The organism is Pseudomonas sp. NPDC087626, from assembly GCF_044743405.1.
In the GTDB taxonomy this organism is placed as follows: Bacteria; Pseudomonadota; Gammaproteobacteria; order Pseudomonadales; family Pseudomonadaceae; genus Aquipseudomonas.
Map to the genome: position 1 here is coordinate 175,865 of NZ_JBIUWJ010000007.1, position 16,449 is coordinate 192,313.

Consider the following 16,449-nt stretch of genomic DNA (forward strand, 5'->3'; position numbering starts at 1 on the left):
GGCAGGACAGTCTGAATGCTCCTCAACCTCTATCGCTCACTGCGCAGCTATCGGGGTTTCATCCTCGGCAGCGTCAAGCGCGAGTTCCAGTCGCGTTATCGCAACTCTCTGTTCGGTGCCTTGTGGACCGTGCTCAACCCACTGTCGATGATCGTGGTGTACACGGTGATCTTCTCCCAGATCATGCGCGCCCGGTTGCCGGGCGTGGAGGATGGGCTGGCCTATAGCGTGTACCTGTGCGCCGGGCTGCTGACCTGGGGGCTGTTCTCCGAGATCACCCTGCGCAGCCAGAGCATGTTCCTGGAAAATGCTAACCTGCTGAAGAAGATCAGCTTCCCCAGGATTTGCCTGCCGGTGATTGTGCTGCTCAACGCCGGGATCAACTTCGCAATCATCCTCGGCCTGTTCCTGGGCTTTTTGCTGATCACCGGGCGCTTGCCCGGCATGGCGTTGTTGGCGCTGGTGCCGTTGCTGGCCCTGCAAGTGATGTTCTCGGCCGGGCTGGGGATGATTCTTGGTGTACTGAACGTGTTCTTCCGGGATGTCGGGCAATTCTTCGGCATCCTCCTGCAGTTCTGGTTCTGGCTGACGCCCATCGTCTACCCGATGTCGATCCTGCCCGAAGGCATCCAGCGCGTCCTGGCGCTCAACCCGCTGACCGCCTTGATGCACAGCTACCAGAATGTGTTTCTCTACAACCAGTGGCCGGACTGGAGTTCGCTGACCCCCGTGCTGGTGATCGGCCTGCTGTTCTGTGTGATGGGGCTGCGGCTTTTCCGCCAGCGTGTCGGTGAAATGGTGGATGAGCTCTGATGGGAACCATACGCGTCAGTGGCCTGGGCAAGGCCTACAAACAATACCCGAACCGCTGGAGCCGGCTGATTGAATGGCTGGTGCCCTTCTCCCGTCCTCGCCATCAACAGCATTGGGTGCTGCAAGGCGTCGATTTCGAAATCCCGGCCGGTGAAGCCGTGGGCATTGTCGGGGTCAACGGTGCCGGCAAAAGTACCCTGCTGAAAATGATCACCGGCACTACCCAGCCCACCTGCGGGCAGATTCATCTGCAAGGCCGCGTGGCGGCCCTGCTGGAATTGGGTATGGGTTTCCACCCGGATTTTACCGGTCGGCAGAATGCCTTCATGGCCGGTCAGTTGCTGGGTATGCAAGTCGAGGAGATCGAGGCGCTGATGCCGGAGATCGAAGGGTTTGCCGAGATCGGCGAAGCCATCGATCACCCGGTGCGCACCTATTCCAGTGGCATGCAGATGCGCCTGGCGTTCAGTGTGGCTACCGCGCGCCGACCCGACATCCTGATCGTCGATGAAGCGCTGTCGGTCGGTGATGCCTACTTCCAGCACAAGAGCTTCGAACGCATCCGTAGCTTTCGCCGCGCCGGCACCACGTTGCTGATCGTGTCCCACGATCGCTCGGCCATCCAGTCGATCTGCGACACCGCGATCCTCCTGGAGAAGGGCCGCATGGCCATGCACGGCAAGCCGGAAGAAGTCATGGACTACTACAACGCCATGCTCGCCGAGCGCGAAGGCCAGATCGTGCGCCAGGAAATGCTCGCCAACGGCCAGGTGCAAACCATCTCCGGTACCGGTGAAGCGACCATCCACAGTGTGCGCCTGCTGGACCAGCGCCAGCGTTCGGTGGAAGTCGCCGAAGTCGGCCAGCCCATGGTGCTGGAGGTGCAAGTGGACGTGCGCCAGGACATCGAGCGCCTAGTGCTGGGCTTCATGATCAAGGACCGCCTCGGCCAGGCGATCTACGGCATCAACACCCACAGACTCGACCAGGCGCTGACGGACCTGCACGCCGGCGAGCGGGTGACTTACCGCTTTGCGTTCCCCATGCGCCTGGGCAAGGGCAACTACTCCGTGGCCCTGAGCCTGTCACGCCTGGACTCGCACCTGGACCGCAACTTCGAATGGCGCGATTACGGCCTGGTGTTCCACGTGATCAACAACCGCCAGGAAGACTTTGTCGGCTGCTCGTGGCTGGAGGCACAAACCAGCATCACCCGTTCATCAGAAACCTCGGTACAACCTCAGGCGCCGGAGACCGCCCCATGACACGACTGCTGGTTGAATGCACCTATGTGTTCGAACACCCGCAAGCCAACTCGGGTATTCAGCGCGTGGTGCGCAACGTCATTACCGAGCTGCCAAGAAACAACCCGGCCGTCGAATGCATTCCCGTGGTGATGCTCAAGGGCGCGCTGTATCAAGTGACCAGCCTGGCGCCACTCAAGGTGCCCAAGCTGGACCTGATGGGCGTGCGCGTACGGCTGGAGCAGATCGCCAACCGGTTCTGGCTGATGCACCGCACGCTGGAGCGGCGCACGCCGTTTCGCCAATCCCGGTTCGCTCGCCGAGTGTTGTATGTAGGCTGCCGGCTGGCGGCATTTGCCGCGTTGAGCGTACCGATCCGGCTGCTCGATTTCTGCCTCAGGCGCCAGGAGATCCCCACCCGCTGCCAACCCCTGCAGCATCAGGCGGGCGATCAACTGGTGCTCCTGGACTCTTCCTGGCACGCCGATTTTTTCCCCCTGGCCGAACAACTCAAGCGCGATGGCGTGGGCATTGTCTCGGTGATCTATGACTTGATCCCGCTGACCCACCCGCAGTTCTGCGACGCCGGACTGGTCCGGGTGTTCAACGACTGGTTCGACTGGATCGCGAAGACCGCCGACGGTTACGTGGCGATTTCCGCGACCATTGCCGATCAGGTACGCGATGAGATGCTGCGCCGCGTCGGGCCCGAGCAAGTGGCGCAACGCTGGTTCGACCACTTTCACCTGGGCAGCGAGCTGGACCTGTGCGACGACGCGTTGCCTGTGGAGCCGGCCCTCAAGCAGATGTTCAAGAACAAAGACCCGGTGTACCTGATGGTCAGCACCATCGAGCCGCGCAAGAACCACGCCTACCTGCTCGATGCGTTCGAGCTGGCCTGGGCCAAAGGTTCGCGCGCGCGGCTGTGCATTGCCGGGCGCATCGGTTGGAAGTGCGATGCGCTGATCGAGCGGATCCGCCAGCACCCGCAGCTCAACCAACGCCTGTTCATGTTCAATGACCTCACCGACAAGAGCCTGGAGTACGCCTACTCCAACGCCACTGCGCTGGTCTTCCCGTCCTATGTCGAAGGGTTCGGCCTGCCGCTGGTGGAGGCCATGCAGCGCGGTTTGCCGGCGATGGGCAGTGACATCCCGGTGTTCCGCGAGATCGGCGGCCCGTTCATGGCGTACTTCGACCTGAATGACCCGCAGACCCTGGTCGACCTGATGACACAGATGGAAACCACCGGCACCTTCCCGGCGGAGCGCGACGTCAAGGAGTGGCGCTGGCTGGGCTGGCGCGAGGCCAGTGCACAACTGGTGGAGCGCGTCCTGCGCCATGTGCGCAAGACCCCGACGACGGTTGAGAGGCAGCATGCAGATTGCTCTTAATGCGCGAATCCTGCAGGCGCCACGCACTGGCATTGGCCATTACCTGGCGGAGCTGGTCAACGCCCTCGGCCAGGAACCGGACATCACGCTGTCGTTGTTCCACGGCTGGGGCTGGAGCTCCCAACTGCCGAGCGCCGCGATGCCCGGTTACTCACGGCTGAGCCCGGTGCTGCGGCAGATCCCCGGGGCGTATCAGGCACGCCGCTGGCTGGAGCAACGGCGCTTCGATCAGGGCCGCCCCGGCAACATCCAGCTGTACCACGAACCGAGCCTGTGGCCGCTGGCATTCAAGGGGCCGACGGTCGTCACCCTGCATGACCTGACGCACGTGCACTACCCCGCCACCCAGCCGGCGGCACGCTTGAAAGAGATCGAGCGACGCCTGGAACAGGGGGTGAAACAGGCCAGCCTGATCCTCACCGATTCCCAGTTCATTGCCGATGAGGCACAAGCGTATTTTGGCCTCGGCCCGGAACGCTTCGTGGTCGCCCCCCTGGGAGTCGCTCCGCGTTTTCACCCCCGTACCGACTTGACCTTGCACCCGGTACTGCAGGCGCATGGGGTGGAGCCGCGCGGCTACTTCCTGTGCGTCGGCACCCTGGAGCCGCGCAAGAACCTCGGGCTGGCGCTGCGCGCCCATGCCCAACTGCCGGAATCGCTGCGCCAGCGCATGCCCTTGCTGATTGTCGGGATGGCCGGCTGGAAAGCCCAGCAGCTCGACGATGAACTGCGCAAAGGCCTGGCCAGCGGGCATGTCTGCCTGCTCGGGTACCTGCCCGATGAGGAAGTCGCCCACTTGGTGGCCGGCGCCCGGGCCCTGGTATTTCCATCGATCTATGAAGGTTTTGGCCTGCCCGTGCTGGAGGCCATGGCCAGTGGTACCCCGATCATCCTCACCCGACGCTCGGCCATGCCGGAAGTCGCGGGGGCTGCGGGCAACTATATTGAACCCGAAGACCTGCACGGCTTGCGTGATGCCATGAGCCGGCTGGCCGACGATCAAGTGCATTGGCAGGTAAGCCGAGAAGCCGGGCTGCAACAGGCGAAGCTTTTTTCCTGGGATCGCTGCGCGACGCTCACCGCGCGCGCCTATCGCCAGGTTTTAGGAGGTTGAATGCGCGTCCTACATTTCTATAAAACCTATCTGTCGGAAACCGTCGGCGGCATCGAGCACGTGATGTTCGAACTCTGTGAAAGTGGCGCCGCCCATGGCATCGAGAGCCAGGTGCTGACATTGAGCGCCAACCCCGTGCCGGCGGTTATCCCATTTGGCCAGCACCAGGTGCACCGAGCCAAACTCGATGTGCAGATCGCCTCCACCGGGTTCTCCTACAGCGTGCTCAAACAGTTTCGTGAGCTGGCGGCCGAAGCTGACGTGATCAACTATCACTTCCCCTGGCCGTTCATGGATGTAGTGCATTTTCTCAGCGGCATGAACAAACCGAGCGTGGTGACCTACCACTCGGACATCATCCGCCAGAAGCTCCTGCTCAAACTCTACCAACCGTTGATGACGCGGTTTCTGGCCAGCGCCGATCGGATTGTCGCAGCCTCGCCGAACTACCTGCATACCAGCGAAGTGCTGAAAAAATTCCCGGACAAGACCCGGGTCATTCCCTATGGCCTGAACAAGGCCGCCTACCCAAAGTCCGACCCTGAGCGTATGGCCCGTTGGCGGGAACGCCTGGGCGAGCGCTTTTTCCTGTTCGTCGGGGTGATGCGCTACTACAAAGGGCTGCACATCCTGCTCGAAGCCCTCAAGGGTGTCGATTACCCGGTGGTGATCGTCGGTGCCGGGCCGCTGGAGGCCGAATTGCACGCGCAGGCCGCCGCACTGGGCCTGCGCAATATCCAGTTCCTCGGTCGTCTCGACGATGAGGACAAGGCCGCCTTGCTGGAGCTGAGCTATGCCATCGTGTTTCCTTCGCACCTGCGCTCGGAAGCCTTTGGCATTTCGCTGCTGGAAGGGGCGATGTATGGCAAACCGATGATCTCCAGTGAGATCGGTACCGGTACCAGCTATATCAACAGTCACGGCGAAACCGGGCTGGTGGTGCCACCGAGCGATCCACCGGCCTTGCGCCAGGCCATGCGTACCCTGTGGGACAACCCGCAACAGGCCGCCGCCATGGGCATCAAGGCCGAGGCTCGTTACCGGCAGTTGTTCAGCGCTGAAGAAATGGGTCGCCAGTGGGCGGCGTTGTACGAGGAAGTGCTGGCCGAGAAGTCACTGTCCTATGCCTGAACGGCGCCAGCGTAGAGCCAGCGCCGCCGGACGCCGCACGACCTGCTCCACCTGCAGCGTCCACAGCCTTTCAGCGCCTTGGCAGGCCGCCACTTGCGGCCCGTCGAGGATGATTTCGCTACGACCACTGAGCTGCAGCACATCACCCGTGGTGAAATCGATGAACAGCAGCCCCGCTCGGGGATTGAGCAGCAGGTTGCCCAAGGTATTGAAGTGGCGGTTGCCGGCAAAGTCGGGGATGGTCAGGCGATTGCCCTGCACCTGGACAAAACCGGCATCACCGCCACGATGGGAAACATCCACCGCCCGTGAGTTATCCACATCCACATAGCTGGCGACAAAGAAGGTGTCGGCTGTGCGAATCAGCGCCCGGGCCGCGTCATCCAGGGCATCCAGGTAGTGCACGATGCGCGCGGACGGGTCGGCCAGCGGCACTGACTCGAACTGGCGGATCTGGATGTACTGCGGGCAATTGCCGAAAGACTGCTCAACCGCAACACTCAACCCCAACTCGTCGACCGTCAACACCCGGCCATTGAGGCGGTTGCGCCGACGACTGTGCAGTTCGATCCCCAGTAACCCGATCGCCGCGCCGGCCCGTACCTGCGCCGGATCATCGAGACTGGGCAGGCTGTCCAGGCGCAACCGCGCAGGTTGCGGTGAATGGGCAAAGCCGGGGGGGCCCTCGAGAACGCTGGCCCAAGGATTACCTTGGGCGTCGACTGCACCGAACAGCATGAAGGGTAACTGAGCATAGAACTGGCGATGTTGCTCCGGCATCTCGGTGCGGATCACCTTGCGCCCGAACGCCTCCATGCGTTCAGCAACTCCCACCAGGGTTTGCAACTGCCGCTCACCTGCGTGCCAGGGTGAAACGTCCATCACACAACTCCCCTGCGCACTTGGCGCAGTTTCAGGCGGTTTGCAGGCCGGCGACAGTGCGGGGCATCGCCACGAAACCCGGCAGCGCTTCGATTCGCGCCAGCCACGCCTGCACGTTGGCGTACTCGTCCAGGGCAACATTGCCTTCCGGGGCGTGGGCGATGTAGCTGTAGCCGGCAACATCCGCGATGGTCGGCTCGTCACCCACCAGGTAGCGGGAGGTGGCGAGTTCCTGATCCATCACCTTGAGCAGTGCGTGGGCGCGGGCGATGACTTCTTGCGCGTTGTGGGGGGCGCCAAATACTGTGATCAGGCGCGCGGCGGCCGGGCCATAGGCGATTGGCCCGGCCGCCACCGACAACCAGCGCTGCACCCGTGCAGCGCCCACGGGGTCGGCAGGCAGCCAACGGCCCTGGCCATATTTTTGCGCCAGATACAGCAAAATGGCGTTGGAATCAGCCAGCACCACGCCTTGATCATCGATCACCGGCACCTGGCCAAACGCATTCAACGCGAGGAAATCGGCTTGCTTGTGCTCACCTTTCGCCAGATCGACAAAAATCAGTTCGGTGGGCAAATCCAGTAAAGACAGCATCAGCTCCACCCGATGGGCGTGGCCGGAGCGAGGGAAGTTGTAGAGTTTGATGCTGTGCATGGTCGACTCCAGAGGGGGAAATCGCGCCGCTCAGGAGCGAACCGCGCTGATGGAGTCCATCTTGCGTCAGCTGAAAAAACAACAGAATCACCAGAAAAGGCAATCCACCATTTCACCCACCGCAATAATGCTTCAGCCGCGTAATGCCGGATGCTCGCGCAGCGCCTGCACTGCGTAGTCGACAAAACTGCGCACCCGCGCCGGTGCCTTGCGCCCACCTTGATACACCACGTGGATAGGCAACGGTGGCAGCTCAAAATCCTCGAGGACAATTTCCAGCTCACCGGCTGCCACCTTGTCCGCCACCTGATAGGACAACACGCGGGTCAACCCCAGGCCCAGGGTTGCTGCCGTGATGGCCGCCTGATTGGCCGTCACCACCATGCGTGGCTCCAGGCGCACACTCATCGAGGCGCCCGCCGCCATAAAGGGCCAACTGCGCTGCTGCCCGATGGCAGAGGTGGCAATAATCCGCGCGCGGGCGAGTTCCTCTGGGTGCAGGGGGTGACCAAAACGCCTGAGGTAGTCGGCAGAGCCACACACCACCCGGCGTACCTCACCGACCGCAATCGCGTACTGGCTGCTGTCCGGCAGCTCGCCAATACGCACCGCAACATCAACGCCCTCCTCGACCAGGCTCACCACCCGGTCCACCAGCAATGCATTGATGCTGACCTGCGGATACTGCTCAAGAAAGCCCACCACTACCGGCGTGACATACAAATCGCCAAACAGCACCGGCGCGGTAATCGTCAATTGCCCCCGGGGGTCGGCATGACTACCCGCCGCCGACTCTTCGGCGTCCTGAATATCGGCGAGAATCCGTCGACAGTCTTCCAGGTACCGCTGCCCCGCTTCTGTCAGTTGCACAGTGCGCGTGGTGCGAATCAGCAACTGCGCACCGATCCGCACTTCCAGCGCCGCCACCGCCCGGGTCACGCTGGCAGCCGACAGCCCAAGGCGCCGGGCTGCCGCCGCGAAGCCCTGGTCATGGGCCACGGCCATGAACACCTGCATTTCCTGAAAACGGTCCACTGCCTGTCCTCGGGCTGGAGTGCTTGGTTTGCAAGAAAAGCACAGAGGCTGCCAACGCAGCAACCAACGCTCCTACTAGCGGGATGTGCGACAAGCTGCCGAACGCAATGGTGATGCTGCCAAGTACTCCACCCAGTGCTGTGCCCAGGTTGAAGGACGCGATATTCAATCCGGCGGCCACGGCGGTTGATTCCGGGATATAGCACTGGGCCTGTTTCAGCAGACGCAGTGTCAACATGGTCACGATGGAAAAGAAAAAGACCCCCAATGTGCCGACCAAGAGCGTCATCATGAGCGCAGAGCCACTAAACCAATAAAGTCCGATCAAGTTTATGGCCAAGCCCGCCAATGCCATCACGGTGCTGCGGTTCGCGTCCATCTTGTCCACAAGATAGCCGCCAAGCAGATTCCCCACGATGGAGCACAGGCCAAACAGCAGCATGCCCAGACTCAGCCGCTGCACGTCCACCTCGGTGATTCTCAGCAAGTAGGGAGAGACGAAGGTGAAGAATGAAAAGGTCGCAATGCTCACCAGTACGCCGATGCCGGCGGTGATGAGCAATTGCGGATGGGTGATGGCCTTGATCCCTTTCCATGCGCTCGCTTGCCTGCTGTCCGAAGGCTCTGTGCTGCTGGTCATGAAAAGCAGCAGTCCGAGCATGCTCAACAGGCTGAGTACCCCGATAGACAGGAAAATGCCCCGCCATGACCAGATGCTGCCCAGAAACGTGCCAATCGGGACGCCGAAGGCGAGCGCGAGGGTCAAACCTATCCACACCACGGATAGCGCCCGTCCCGAACGCTTCTGATCAACCAGCTTCGTCGCGGCATCCGATGCTACCGCCATGAAAACACCATGGCCCAGGCCCACCAGAAACCGGATCACCAGCAGCATCGACAGATTCGGCGAAAGGCTCATCAGCACGCTGCCGACAGCGAGGACCGCCATGGCAAGCATCAGAATGTGCTTGTCCCTCCAGTGCGAGACGAGGGCTGTGATGAACGGTGCGCCAATGGCTGCGCCCATGGCATAAGCGGCAATAGCGGTGCCAACTGCAGCAATTTTTGAGTCGAGGTCGGCCGCGATGGCGGAAACCAAACCTGCGACGACAAACTCGGAGAGGCCGAATGCAAAGGTACACAATGAAAAGACATAAATGGCGGCAGGCATGGCAGTCCCTGGTTCGACAATAGTGGAGTGACCTTGGGCTCACTCTGGGATCGGGTGCTGCCGTACAGTAGTGCCAGTGCCTATGTTGGTAAAATACTGTTTTTATCGCGAAACAAGACGCTGAACGTCTCAATTGGTCAGTGGCAGAACAGCGCCTCGGACTGCCTCGATTAGCCGGTCCCGGATCGGCGAGTCCTGATTCGCGTTCCACGCCATCAGCAGGTCCAAATGCAGCAGTTCTTCGGGCGCATCCACGATGATGGGGCGAAAGACAATGTCTTCGTGCATTCCTATCGCCAGCGATGCGGGTACCAGGGCAATGCCGAACCCGCTGGCCACTAACGCGATCAAGGTTTGCAATTGCCGTGCTTGTTGAACAATGTTTGGCAGGAACCCTGCGGCTTGGCAAAGACCGATAAGTTGATCGTGAAAGCCTTGCCCCAGCGGTCGGGGCGATGCCACGAAAGCCTCGTCCTTGAGTAACGCCAACTCGATGGATGCGTGATCCTCAAGCCGATGCCCAGCAGGCAGCGCGACGCATATCGGCTCGCGCAGGATAGTCTCGAAGCGCAGATGGGGCGTGGTCGTCCCCGGCGTGCGCATGAAGCCGATATCAGCAGCGCCGCTCTCCAGCGCCTCCACCTGCTCGTGGGTCGTGGCCTCCTTCATGGTAAACGCTACCCCTGGCGACGCGAGCCGGAAGCCCCGTAGCGCCCGCAGCAACGGGGCATAGGACACAATGTTGATGAATGTCATCGTGAGGTGGCCCTCGAGCCCTTCGGCGACACGCCGGGTATGCGTCACGCCCTCATCGAGAGACTGAAGAATGCACCTGGCAGTCTGCAGAAACGCTGTGCCGGCAGGCGTCAACAATACGCTGCGGTTCGTGCGCTCGAACAGCGGGAAACCAATCTCGCTCTCCAGCCGGCGAATGGCTTGGCTCAGGGGCGGCTGAGCCATATGCAGGCGCACCGCAGCCCGATTGAAGTGCAGTTCTTCGGCAACGGCAATGAATTGCTGTAGCAGGCGAGTTTCGATCATTGAAACCTCCAAAGTCTTATTGAGTTTGATCATTCTGACTGATAGTCGGCTTCATCGAGGCTTGAGCGATTGACGGGTTCGGGTTCGGCATTACTCGCGATATGTCTTAAAATAGCCGGTTGCCGAAAGAACCGTCATGGCCATAGCCATGAAGGGCTTTCATCCTTTACAAATAAATGTGGTGAAGATGAACAAGCCTTTCATTTCGCTGTGCCCTGAAATTACTCGGGCGCACGCACTGACGCTGATGGATTGGTTGGAGGATGAGCGCGTCACCTGCTATCTGAGCGATTCGCGTGATGTTTCCCGCTCCATCGAGCAAGTCATCGATCGGACTCAATCGCCGATCCTGACCCATCTATTCAACCGGGGCGGCCGATTCTTCATGGCCTATGACCGGTATGACGCTCCGGTGGGCTTTGTCCGTCTGATCAAGACCGGCTCAAATTGCGAGATAGTCCTGGTCATCGGAGACAGCGACAAATGGGGCCGAAACCTTGGCGCCCGCACGATCCGCGAAGGCATGAAACTGGCCTTCCTCGACATGCGGGCCGAGAAACTCATCGCCAAGATCCACCCGGACAACGCGCGCTCGCTGAAAGCCTTTTTGCGCAGCGGCTTTGTGCTTGAGAGCGAAACGCCGACATTGAAGTCATTTTCCATGACGGCGGGGCGCTACCTCCAGCGCTTGCGCGAAGGTGCCGTTGACGACTCCACCAGGATCTACATCACTGAAATCGACAAGGCCAGGCTCGAGAGTCTAATCGTGCTCGAGCAAGGCCCGACCGTGGTTGAACTCGAACATGAGCTTGAGCGAGCCATTGTCGTCAAGCCGCAGCAGGTGGCGTGCAATGTCGTCACGATGAACTCCAGGGCCTTGCTGCAGCTGGACGACGAAGAGATCGAAGTAGTCCTGGTCTACCCCGAAGACGCGGACAGCAACGCAGGGAAGCATTCCGTGTATTCCGACATCGGCGCCGCCATCCTGGGCTATCAGGAGGGGGACGCAATCGACTGGCGAATTTCTGACCGAACCCGCCGGATTGAAATCAGGAAAGTGCTTTACCAGCCGGAGGCGGCGGGCGATTTCCACCTGTAATTGCGTCTTTTACTCAGTGTTCGTCCATCAGGCGCGAGGATCCCCACAGGACGGGGGCCTCGCTTTGCGTGCCTGAATGGGCCGTTGTTATTTCGCTGTGGATAACTTATTCCACAGTCACCGACTTCGCCAGGTTGCGTGGCTGGTCGACGTCAGTGCCCTTGAGCACGGCGACGTAGTACGACAGCAGTTGCAACGGAATGGTGTAGAGGATCGGCGACAGGATGTCGTGAATGTGCGGCATGTTCACCACGTGGGTGCCTTCGCCGTTGCTCATGCCGGCTTTCTCGTCGGCAAACACGATCAACTGGCCGCCACGGGCGCGAACTTCCTGCAGGTTGGATTTGAGTTTCTCCAGCAGCTCGTTGTTCGGCGCCACGGTGACCACTGGCATATCGTTGTCGACCAGGGCCAATGGACCGTGCTTGAGCTCGCCCGCCGGATAGGCTTCGGCGTGGATGTAGGAGATTTCCTTGAGTTTGAGTGCCCCTTCCATGGCCACCGGGAACTGTGCGCCACGGCCCAGGAACAGTGAGTGATGCTTGTCTGCGAACAGTTCCGCGACTTTCTCGACGATACCGTCCATGGCCAGGGCTTCGCCCAGGCGGATCGGCAGGCGACGCAGTTCTTCGACCAGCTCGGCTTCCACGCCAGGGGCGAGGGTGCCGCGGACCTGACCCAGGGACAGGGTCAACAGCAGCAGGCCGACTAGCTGGGTGGTGAAGGCTTTGGTCGAAGCCACACCGATTTCACGACCGGCCTGGGTCAGCAGGGTCAGGTCGGATTCACGCACCAGGGAACTGATGCCGACGTTGCAGATTGCCAGGCTGGCGAGGAAGCCCAGCTGCTTGGCGTTACGCAGGGCGGCCAGGGTGTCGGCGGTTTCGCCGGACTGGGAGATGGTCACGAACAGGGAATCGGGTTGCACCACCACCTTGCGGTAGCGGAACTCGCTGGCGACTTCGACCTGGCACGGGATGCCGGCCAGCTCTTCGAGCCAGTACCGGGCAACCATGCCGGCGTGGTAACTGGTGCCACAGGCGACGATCTGCACGTTGCGCACTTTGGCAAACAGCTCGGCGGCTTGCGGGCCGAAGGCCTGGACCAGCACCTGGTCCTGGCTCAGGCGCCCTTCCAGGGTGCGTTGGACCACGGACGGCTGCTCGTGGATTTCCTTGAGCATGTAATGGCGGTACTCGCCCTTTTCGGCCGATTCGGCGCTGTCGCGGTACTGTACCGACTCGCGTTCCACGGCCTGGCCGTCGACATCCCAGATCTGCACGCGGTCACGCTGGATTTCGGCGATGTCGCCTTCTTCCAGGTACATGAAGCGGTCGGTTACCTGACGCAATGCCAGTTGGTCGGAGGCGAGGAAGTTCTCGCCCAGGCCCAGGCCGATTACCAGCGGGCTGCCACTGCGGGCGGCAACCAGGCGATCCGGCTGCTGGGCGCTGATCACGGCCAAACCATAGGCTCCGTGCAGTTCCTTGACCGTGGCCTTGAGGGCAACGGTCAGGTCAGGCTGATCCTTGAGCTTGTGGTTGAGCAGGTGGGCGATGACTTCGGTATCGGTGTCCGAGGTGAACACATAACCCAGGGCCTTGAGTTGTTCGCGCAGGGCTTCGTGGTTCTCGATGATGCCGTTGTGCACCACCGCCAGGTCGCCGGAAAAATGCGGGTGGGCGTTACGTTCGCACGGGGCGCCGTGAGTTGCCCAGCGGGTGTGGGCGATACCCAGGCGGCCGACCAGTGGTGTGGTTTCCAGGGCCTGCTCCAGTTCGCTGACCTTGCCCGGCCGACGCACGCGCTCCAACGTATTGTCGTTGGTGAAGACTGCCACACCGGCGCTGTCATAGCCGCGGTATTCGAGGCGCTTGAGGCCTTCGAGCAAAATGGCGGTGATATTACGTTCCGCAACTGCGCCGACAATTCCACACATGCTATTTCTCCTGGCTGACTGCCGCGCAAATCAAGTGAATGCCGCGGGCCTGAATCTGATCGCGCGCTTCGATGGGCAGGCGGTCATCGGTAATAAGGGTATGGACGCTGCTCCATGGCAGCTCCAGGTTAGGGATCTTGCGTCCGATCTTGTCGGATTCGACCATCACGATCACTTCGCGGGCTACATCGGCCATGACCCGGCTGAGGCCGAGTAGCTCATTGAAGGTGGTGGTACCGCGCACCAGGTCGATGCCGTCGGCACCGATGAACAACTGGTCAAAATCATAAGAGCGCAGGACCTGTTCGGCCACCTGCCCCTGGAATGACTCTGAATGTGGGTCCCAGGTTCCGCCGGTCATCAACAGCACAGGCTCGTGTTCCAATTCGCTCAAGGCGTTGGCCACATGCAGAGAGTTGGTCATGACCACCAGGCCAGGTTGCAGGCCCAGATGGGGAATCATCGCTGCCGTGGTACTGCCGCTATCGATGATGATGCGCGCATGCTCGCGAATCCGCTGCACGGCGGCGCGAGCGATGGCCTGTTTGTAATGGGAAACCGGCTGGCCGGGATCGCTGACCAGCTCCTGGGGCATGGTGATTGCGCCGCCATAACGGCGCAGCAGCAGGCCATGGCTTTCCAGTGCAGCCAGATCCTTGCGAATCGTCACTTCCGAGGTTTCGAAGCGTTTGGCCAATTGATCCACACTGACTTCACCCTGCTCGGTGAGCAAGGCAAGGATATTGTGTCGGCGTAGGGGCGTGTTGCGTTTCGACATGGATTGGTAAGTTTCGTTTCGAAAGATAACGAAAGCAATAAAAACCTATCAGCGAAACTTCGTCAAGCGGGCAGAAGAAAAAAGCTTCGCGGGCAAGCCTTGCTCCTACCAGGAGCAGGCTTGCCCGCGAATAAAGTGGATCATGAGCCTGTGGATAACTCAGACCTTCTTGATCTTCTCCGGGCGTTTCCAACCGTCGATATTTTTCTGCCTGGCCCTGGCCACTGCCAGTTGGAACTTATCCACATTGGTGGTGATCGTTGACCCAGCTGCGGTGGTTGCACCGGCAGAGATATCCACAGGCGCAACCAGGGAGTTGTTGGAGCCAATGAACACGTCTTCGCCCAACACGGTTTTCCATTTGTTGGCGCCGTCGTAGTTGCAGGTAATGGTGCCTGCGCCGATGTTGCTGCGCGCACCGATTTCAGCGTCACCCAGGTAGGTCAGGTGACCGGCCTTGGCTCCTTCCCCGAGGTGGGCATTTTTCAGTTCGACAAAGTTACCCACATGGGCCCGCGCTTCCAGGACCGTGCCCGGACGCAAGCGGGCGAACGGGCCGGCATCGCTGCCTTCACCCAGAACCGCGCCATCAATGTGACTGTTGGCCTTGACCACCACGCCTTTGCGCAGGGTACTGTCCTTGATCACGCAGTTCGGGCCGATCTCGACGTCGTCCTCGATGACCACGCGGCCCTCGAGAATCACGTTGATATCGATCAGCACATCCCGACCGACGGTCACTTCGCCGCGCACATCAAACCGGGCCGGATCGCGCAATGTCACACCCTGGGCCATCAGTCGGCGACCCGCGCGCAGCTGGTAATGACGCTCGAGTTCGGCGAGTTGCTTGCGGTCGTTGGCGCCCTGCACTTCCATGGCGTCGTGGGGTTGTTCGGTAGCCACCACCAGGCCATCGCTGACGGCCATGGCAATTATGTCAGTCAGGTAGTACTCGCCTTGGGCGTTGTTGTTGGACAACCGGCTCATCCAGTCACCCAAACGCTCGAAAGGCACCGCGAGAATCCCGGTATTGCCTTCGGTGATGGCCCGCTCGGTCTCATTGGCGTCTTTTTGCTCGACGATGGCGGTGACTTTGCCAGCCGAGTCACGCACGATCCGGCCATAGCCGGTCGGGTCATCCAGCTCGACGGTCAACAAGCCCAATTGCTGCGGCGCTACGTGGGTAAGCAGACGTTGCAGGGTCTCGACTTCGATCAGCGGCACATCGCCGTAGAGAATCAATACGGTGTCGGCCGTGATGAACGGCACAGCCTGGGCCACGGCATGCCCGGTACCCAATTGCTGGTCCTGCAGGACAAAATTCAGGTCATCCGCCGCCAGGCGCTCACGCACGGCGTCGGCACCATGGCCGATCACCACGTGAATGCGCTCGGGCTGGAGTTGCCGGGCGCTGTGGATAACATGGCCAAGCATCGAGTTACCTGCCACGGGATGAAGCACCTTGGGCAAGGCTGAACGCATGCGGGTGCCTTGACCTGCGGCGAGGATAACGATTTCTAATGACATGACTGGCTACCAATCCGGGATGGTCAGCGGCTGCGACCAAATGGTGAATTGCAGAAAAAGAAAAAGGGTAGCCGAGGCTACCCTTTTTAATCAATCACACAACAAGCGGGAGGCGATTAGCCGCCGAACTTCTTGCGGATCTGCTGGACGGTGCGCAGCTGAGCTGCAGCCTCGGCCAGACGTGCGGAAGCAGAGCCGTAATCGAACTCGGCGCCGCGCTCATGCAGGGCCTTCTCGGCAGCCTTGACGGCTTCCTGAGCGGAGGCTTCATCCAGGTCGGCAGCACGTTGCACGGTATCGGCAAGTACCTTGACCATATTCGGCTGAACCTCGAGGAAACCACCGGAGATGTAGAACACCTCGGCTTCCCCGCCTTGCTTGATCAGGCGGATCGGACCCGGTTTCAGATTAGTGATCAGCGGCGCGTGACCCAGGGCGATACCAAGATCACCCAGTGCACCGTGCGCAATCACCATCTCGACCAGACCGGAAAAGATTTCTCCTTCCGCGCTGACGATGTCGCAATGGACTGTCATAGCCATCTGATTGCCTCAACCTAAATTAGCGCCCGTCGCCGGGCGCCTGGATTACAGTTTCTTGGCTTTCTCGATCGCTTCTTCGATGCC

Annotated in this window: 14 protein-coding genes and 1 pseudogene; 6 read left to right on the forward strand and 9 right to left on the reverse strand. The window is 60.8% G+C overall.

Features of this window, described 5'->3' with window-relative positions:
* Nucleotides 1–15: 15 nt before the first annotated feature.
* From ACIOVD_RS08600 to ACIOVD_RS08620, 5 genes are read left to right on the forward strand one after another with little or no spacing between them, the layout of a single operon-like run.
* Entirely contained in the window at nt 16–813 is a 798-nt protein-coding gene (locus tag ACIOVD_RS08600) for an ABC transporter permease (protein ID WP_095165044.1), read from the forward strand.
* Nucleotides 813–2,078: an ABC transporter ATP-binding protein gene (locus tag ACIOVD_RS08605; protein WP_095165046.1), complete on the forward strand. Its 1,266-nt coding sequence runs from the start codon at nt 813–815 to the stop codon at nt 2,076–2,078. The genes ACIOVD_RS08600 and ACIOVD_RS08605 overlap by 1 nt, the downstream gene beginning before the upstream one ends.
* Complete coding sequence (locus ACIOVD_RS08610; RefSeq protein WP_401127140.1) at nt 2,075–3,451, forward strand: glycosyltransferase family 4 protein; 1,377 nt, start codon at nt 2,075–2,077, stop codon at nt 3,449–3,451. Before ACIOVD_RS08605 ends, ACIOVD_RS08610 begins: the two co-directional genes overlap by 4 nt.
* Complete coding sequence (locus ACIOVD_RS08615; RefSeq protein ID WP_401127142.1) at nt 3,435–4,565, forward strand: glycosyltransferase family 4 protein; 1,131 nt, start codon at nt 3,435–3,437, stop codon at nt 4,563–4,565. The genes ACIOVD_RS08610 and ACIOVD_RS08615 overlap by 17 nt, the downstream gene beginning before the upstream one ends.
* Complete coding sequence (locus ACIOVD_RS08620; RefSeq protein ID WP_159998678.1) at nt 4,566–5,696, forward strand: glycosyltransferase family 4 protein; 1,131 nt, start codon at nt 4,566–4,568, stop codon at nt 5,694–5,696.
* Here ACIOVD_RS08620 and ACIOVD_RS08625 read toward each other — a convergent pair.
* The 5 genes and pseudogenes from ACIOVD_RS08625 to ACIOVD_RS08645 all read right to left on the reverse strand — a co-directional run.
* Nucleotides 5,688–6,578: pseudogene (locus ACIOVD_RS08625) on the reverse strand (pyridoxamine 5'-phosphate oxidase family protein); the annotation flags it as partial. The gene ACIOVD_RS08620 and the pseudogene ACIOVD_RS08625 sit on opposite strands and share 9 nt — an antisense overlap.
* Before the next feature lie 31 nt (nt 6,579–6,609).
* Complete coding sequence (locus tag ACIOVD_RS08630; protein ID WP_401127144.1) at nt 6,610–7,233, reverse strand: glutathione S-transferase family protein; 624 nt, start codon at nt 7,231–7,233, stop codon at nt 6,610–6,612.
* 132 nt (nt 7,234–7,365) lie between these two features.
* Entirely contained in the window at nt 7,366–8,268 is a 903-nt protein-coding gene (locus tag ACIOVD_RS08635; RefSeq protein ID WP_401127146.1) for a LysR family transcriptional regulator, read from the reverse strand.
* A complete protein-coding gene (locus ACIOVD_RS08640) occupies nt 8,222–9,439 on the reverse strand; it encodes an MFS transporter (RefSeq protein ID WP_095165056.1) in 1,218 nt (405 codons plus the stop codon). The genes ACIOVD_RS08635 and ACIOVD_RS08640 overlap by 47 nt, the downstream gene beginning before the upstream one ends.
* Nucleotides 9,440–9,568: 129 nt before the next feature.
* On the reverse strand, nt 9,569–10,480 hold the full coding sequence (locus tag ACIOVD_RS08645; protein ID WP_401127149.1) for a LysR family transcriptional regulator: 912 nt from the start codon (nt 10,478–10,480) through the stop codon (nt 9,569–9,571).
* A gap of 136 nt (nt 10,481–10,616) precedes the next feature.
* Between ACIOVD_RS08645 and ACIOVD_RS08650 the strand changes: the two genes are divergently transcribed.
* Nucleotides 10,617–11,579, forward strand: a complete 963-nt coding sequence (locus ACIOVD_RS08650; RefSeq protein WP_320333320.1) for a GNAT family N-acetyltransferase — start codon at nt 10,617–10,619, stop codon at nt 11,577–11,579.
* Nucleotides 11,580–11,685: 106 nt separating this feature from the next.
* Here ACIOVD_RS08650 and glmS read toward each other — a convergent pair whose 3' ends face one another.
* The 4 genes from glmS to ACIOVD_RS08670 all read right to left on the reverse strand — a co-directional run bounded on the left by glmS (nt 11,686) and on the right by ACIOVD_RS08670 (nt 16,365).
* Nucleotides 11,686–13,518 carry a glutamine--fructose-6-phosphate transaminase (isomerizing) gene (glmS, locus tag ACIOVD_RS08655; protein WP_401127151.1) on the reverse strand — a complete coding sequence of 611 codons (1,833 nt, stop codon included), beginning with the start codon at nt 13,516–13,518 and terminating at the stop codon, nt 11,686–11,688.
* 1 nt (nt 13,519) lies between these two features.
* Nucleotides 13,520–14,296 carry a DeoR/GlpR family DNA-binding transcription regulator gene (locus tag ACIOVD_RS08660; RefSeq protein ID WP_401127153.1) on the reverse strand — a complete coding sequence of 259 codons (777 nt, stop codon included), beginning with the start codon at nt 14,294–14,296 and terminating at the stop codon, nt 13,520–13,522.
* A 159-nt stretch (nt 14,297–14,455) separates the two neighbouring features.
* The gene (glmU, locus tag ACIOVD_RS08665) at nt 14,456–15,823 is read right to left on the reverse strand and encodes a bifunctional UDP-N-acetylglucosamine diphosphorylase/glucosamine-1-phosphate N-acetyltransferase GlmU (RefSeq protein ID WP_401127155.1); all 1,368 of its coding nucleotides are present in this window, start codon (nt 15,821–15,823) and stop codon (nt 14,456–14,458) included.
* Between the two features lie 116 nt (nt 15,824–15,939).
* Nucleotides 15,940–16,365 carry a F0F1 ATP synthase subunit epsilon gene (locus tag ACIOVD_RS08670; RefSeq protein WP_095165061.1) on the reverse strand — a complete coding sequence of 142 codons (426 nt, stop codon included), beginning with the start codon at nt 16,363–16,365 and terminating at the stop codon, nt 15,940–15,942.
* Nucleotides 16,366–16,449: the final 84 nt, after the last annotated feature.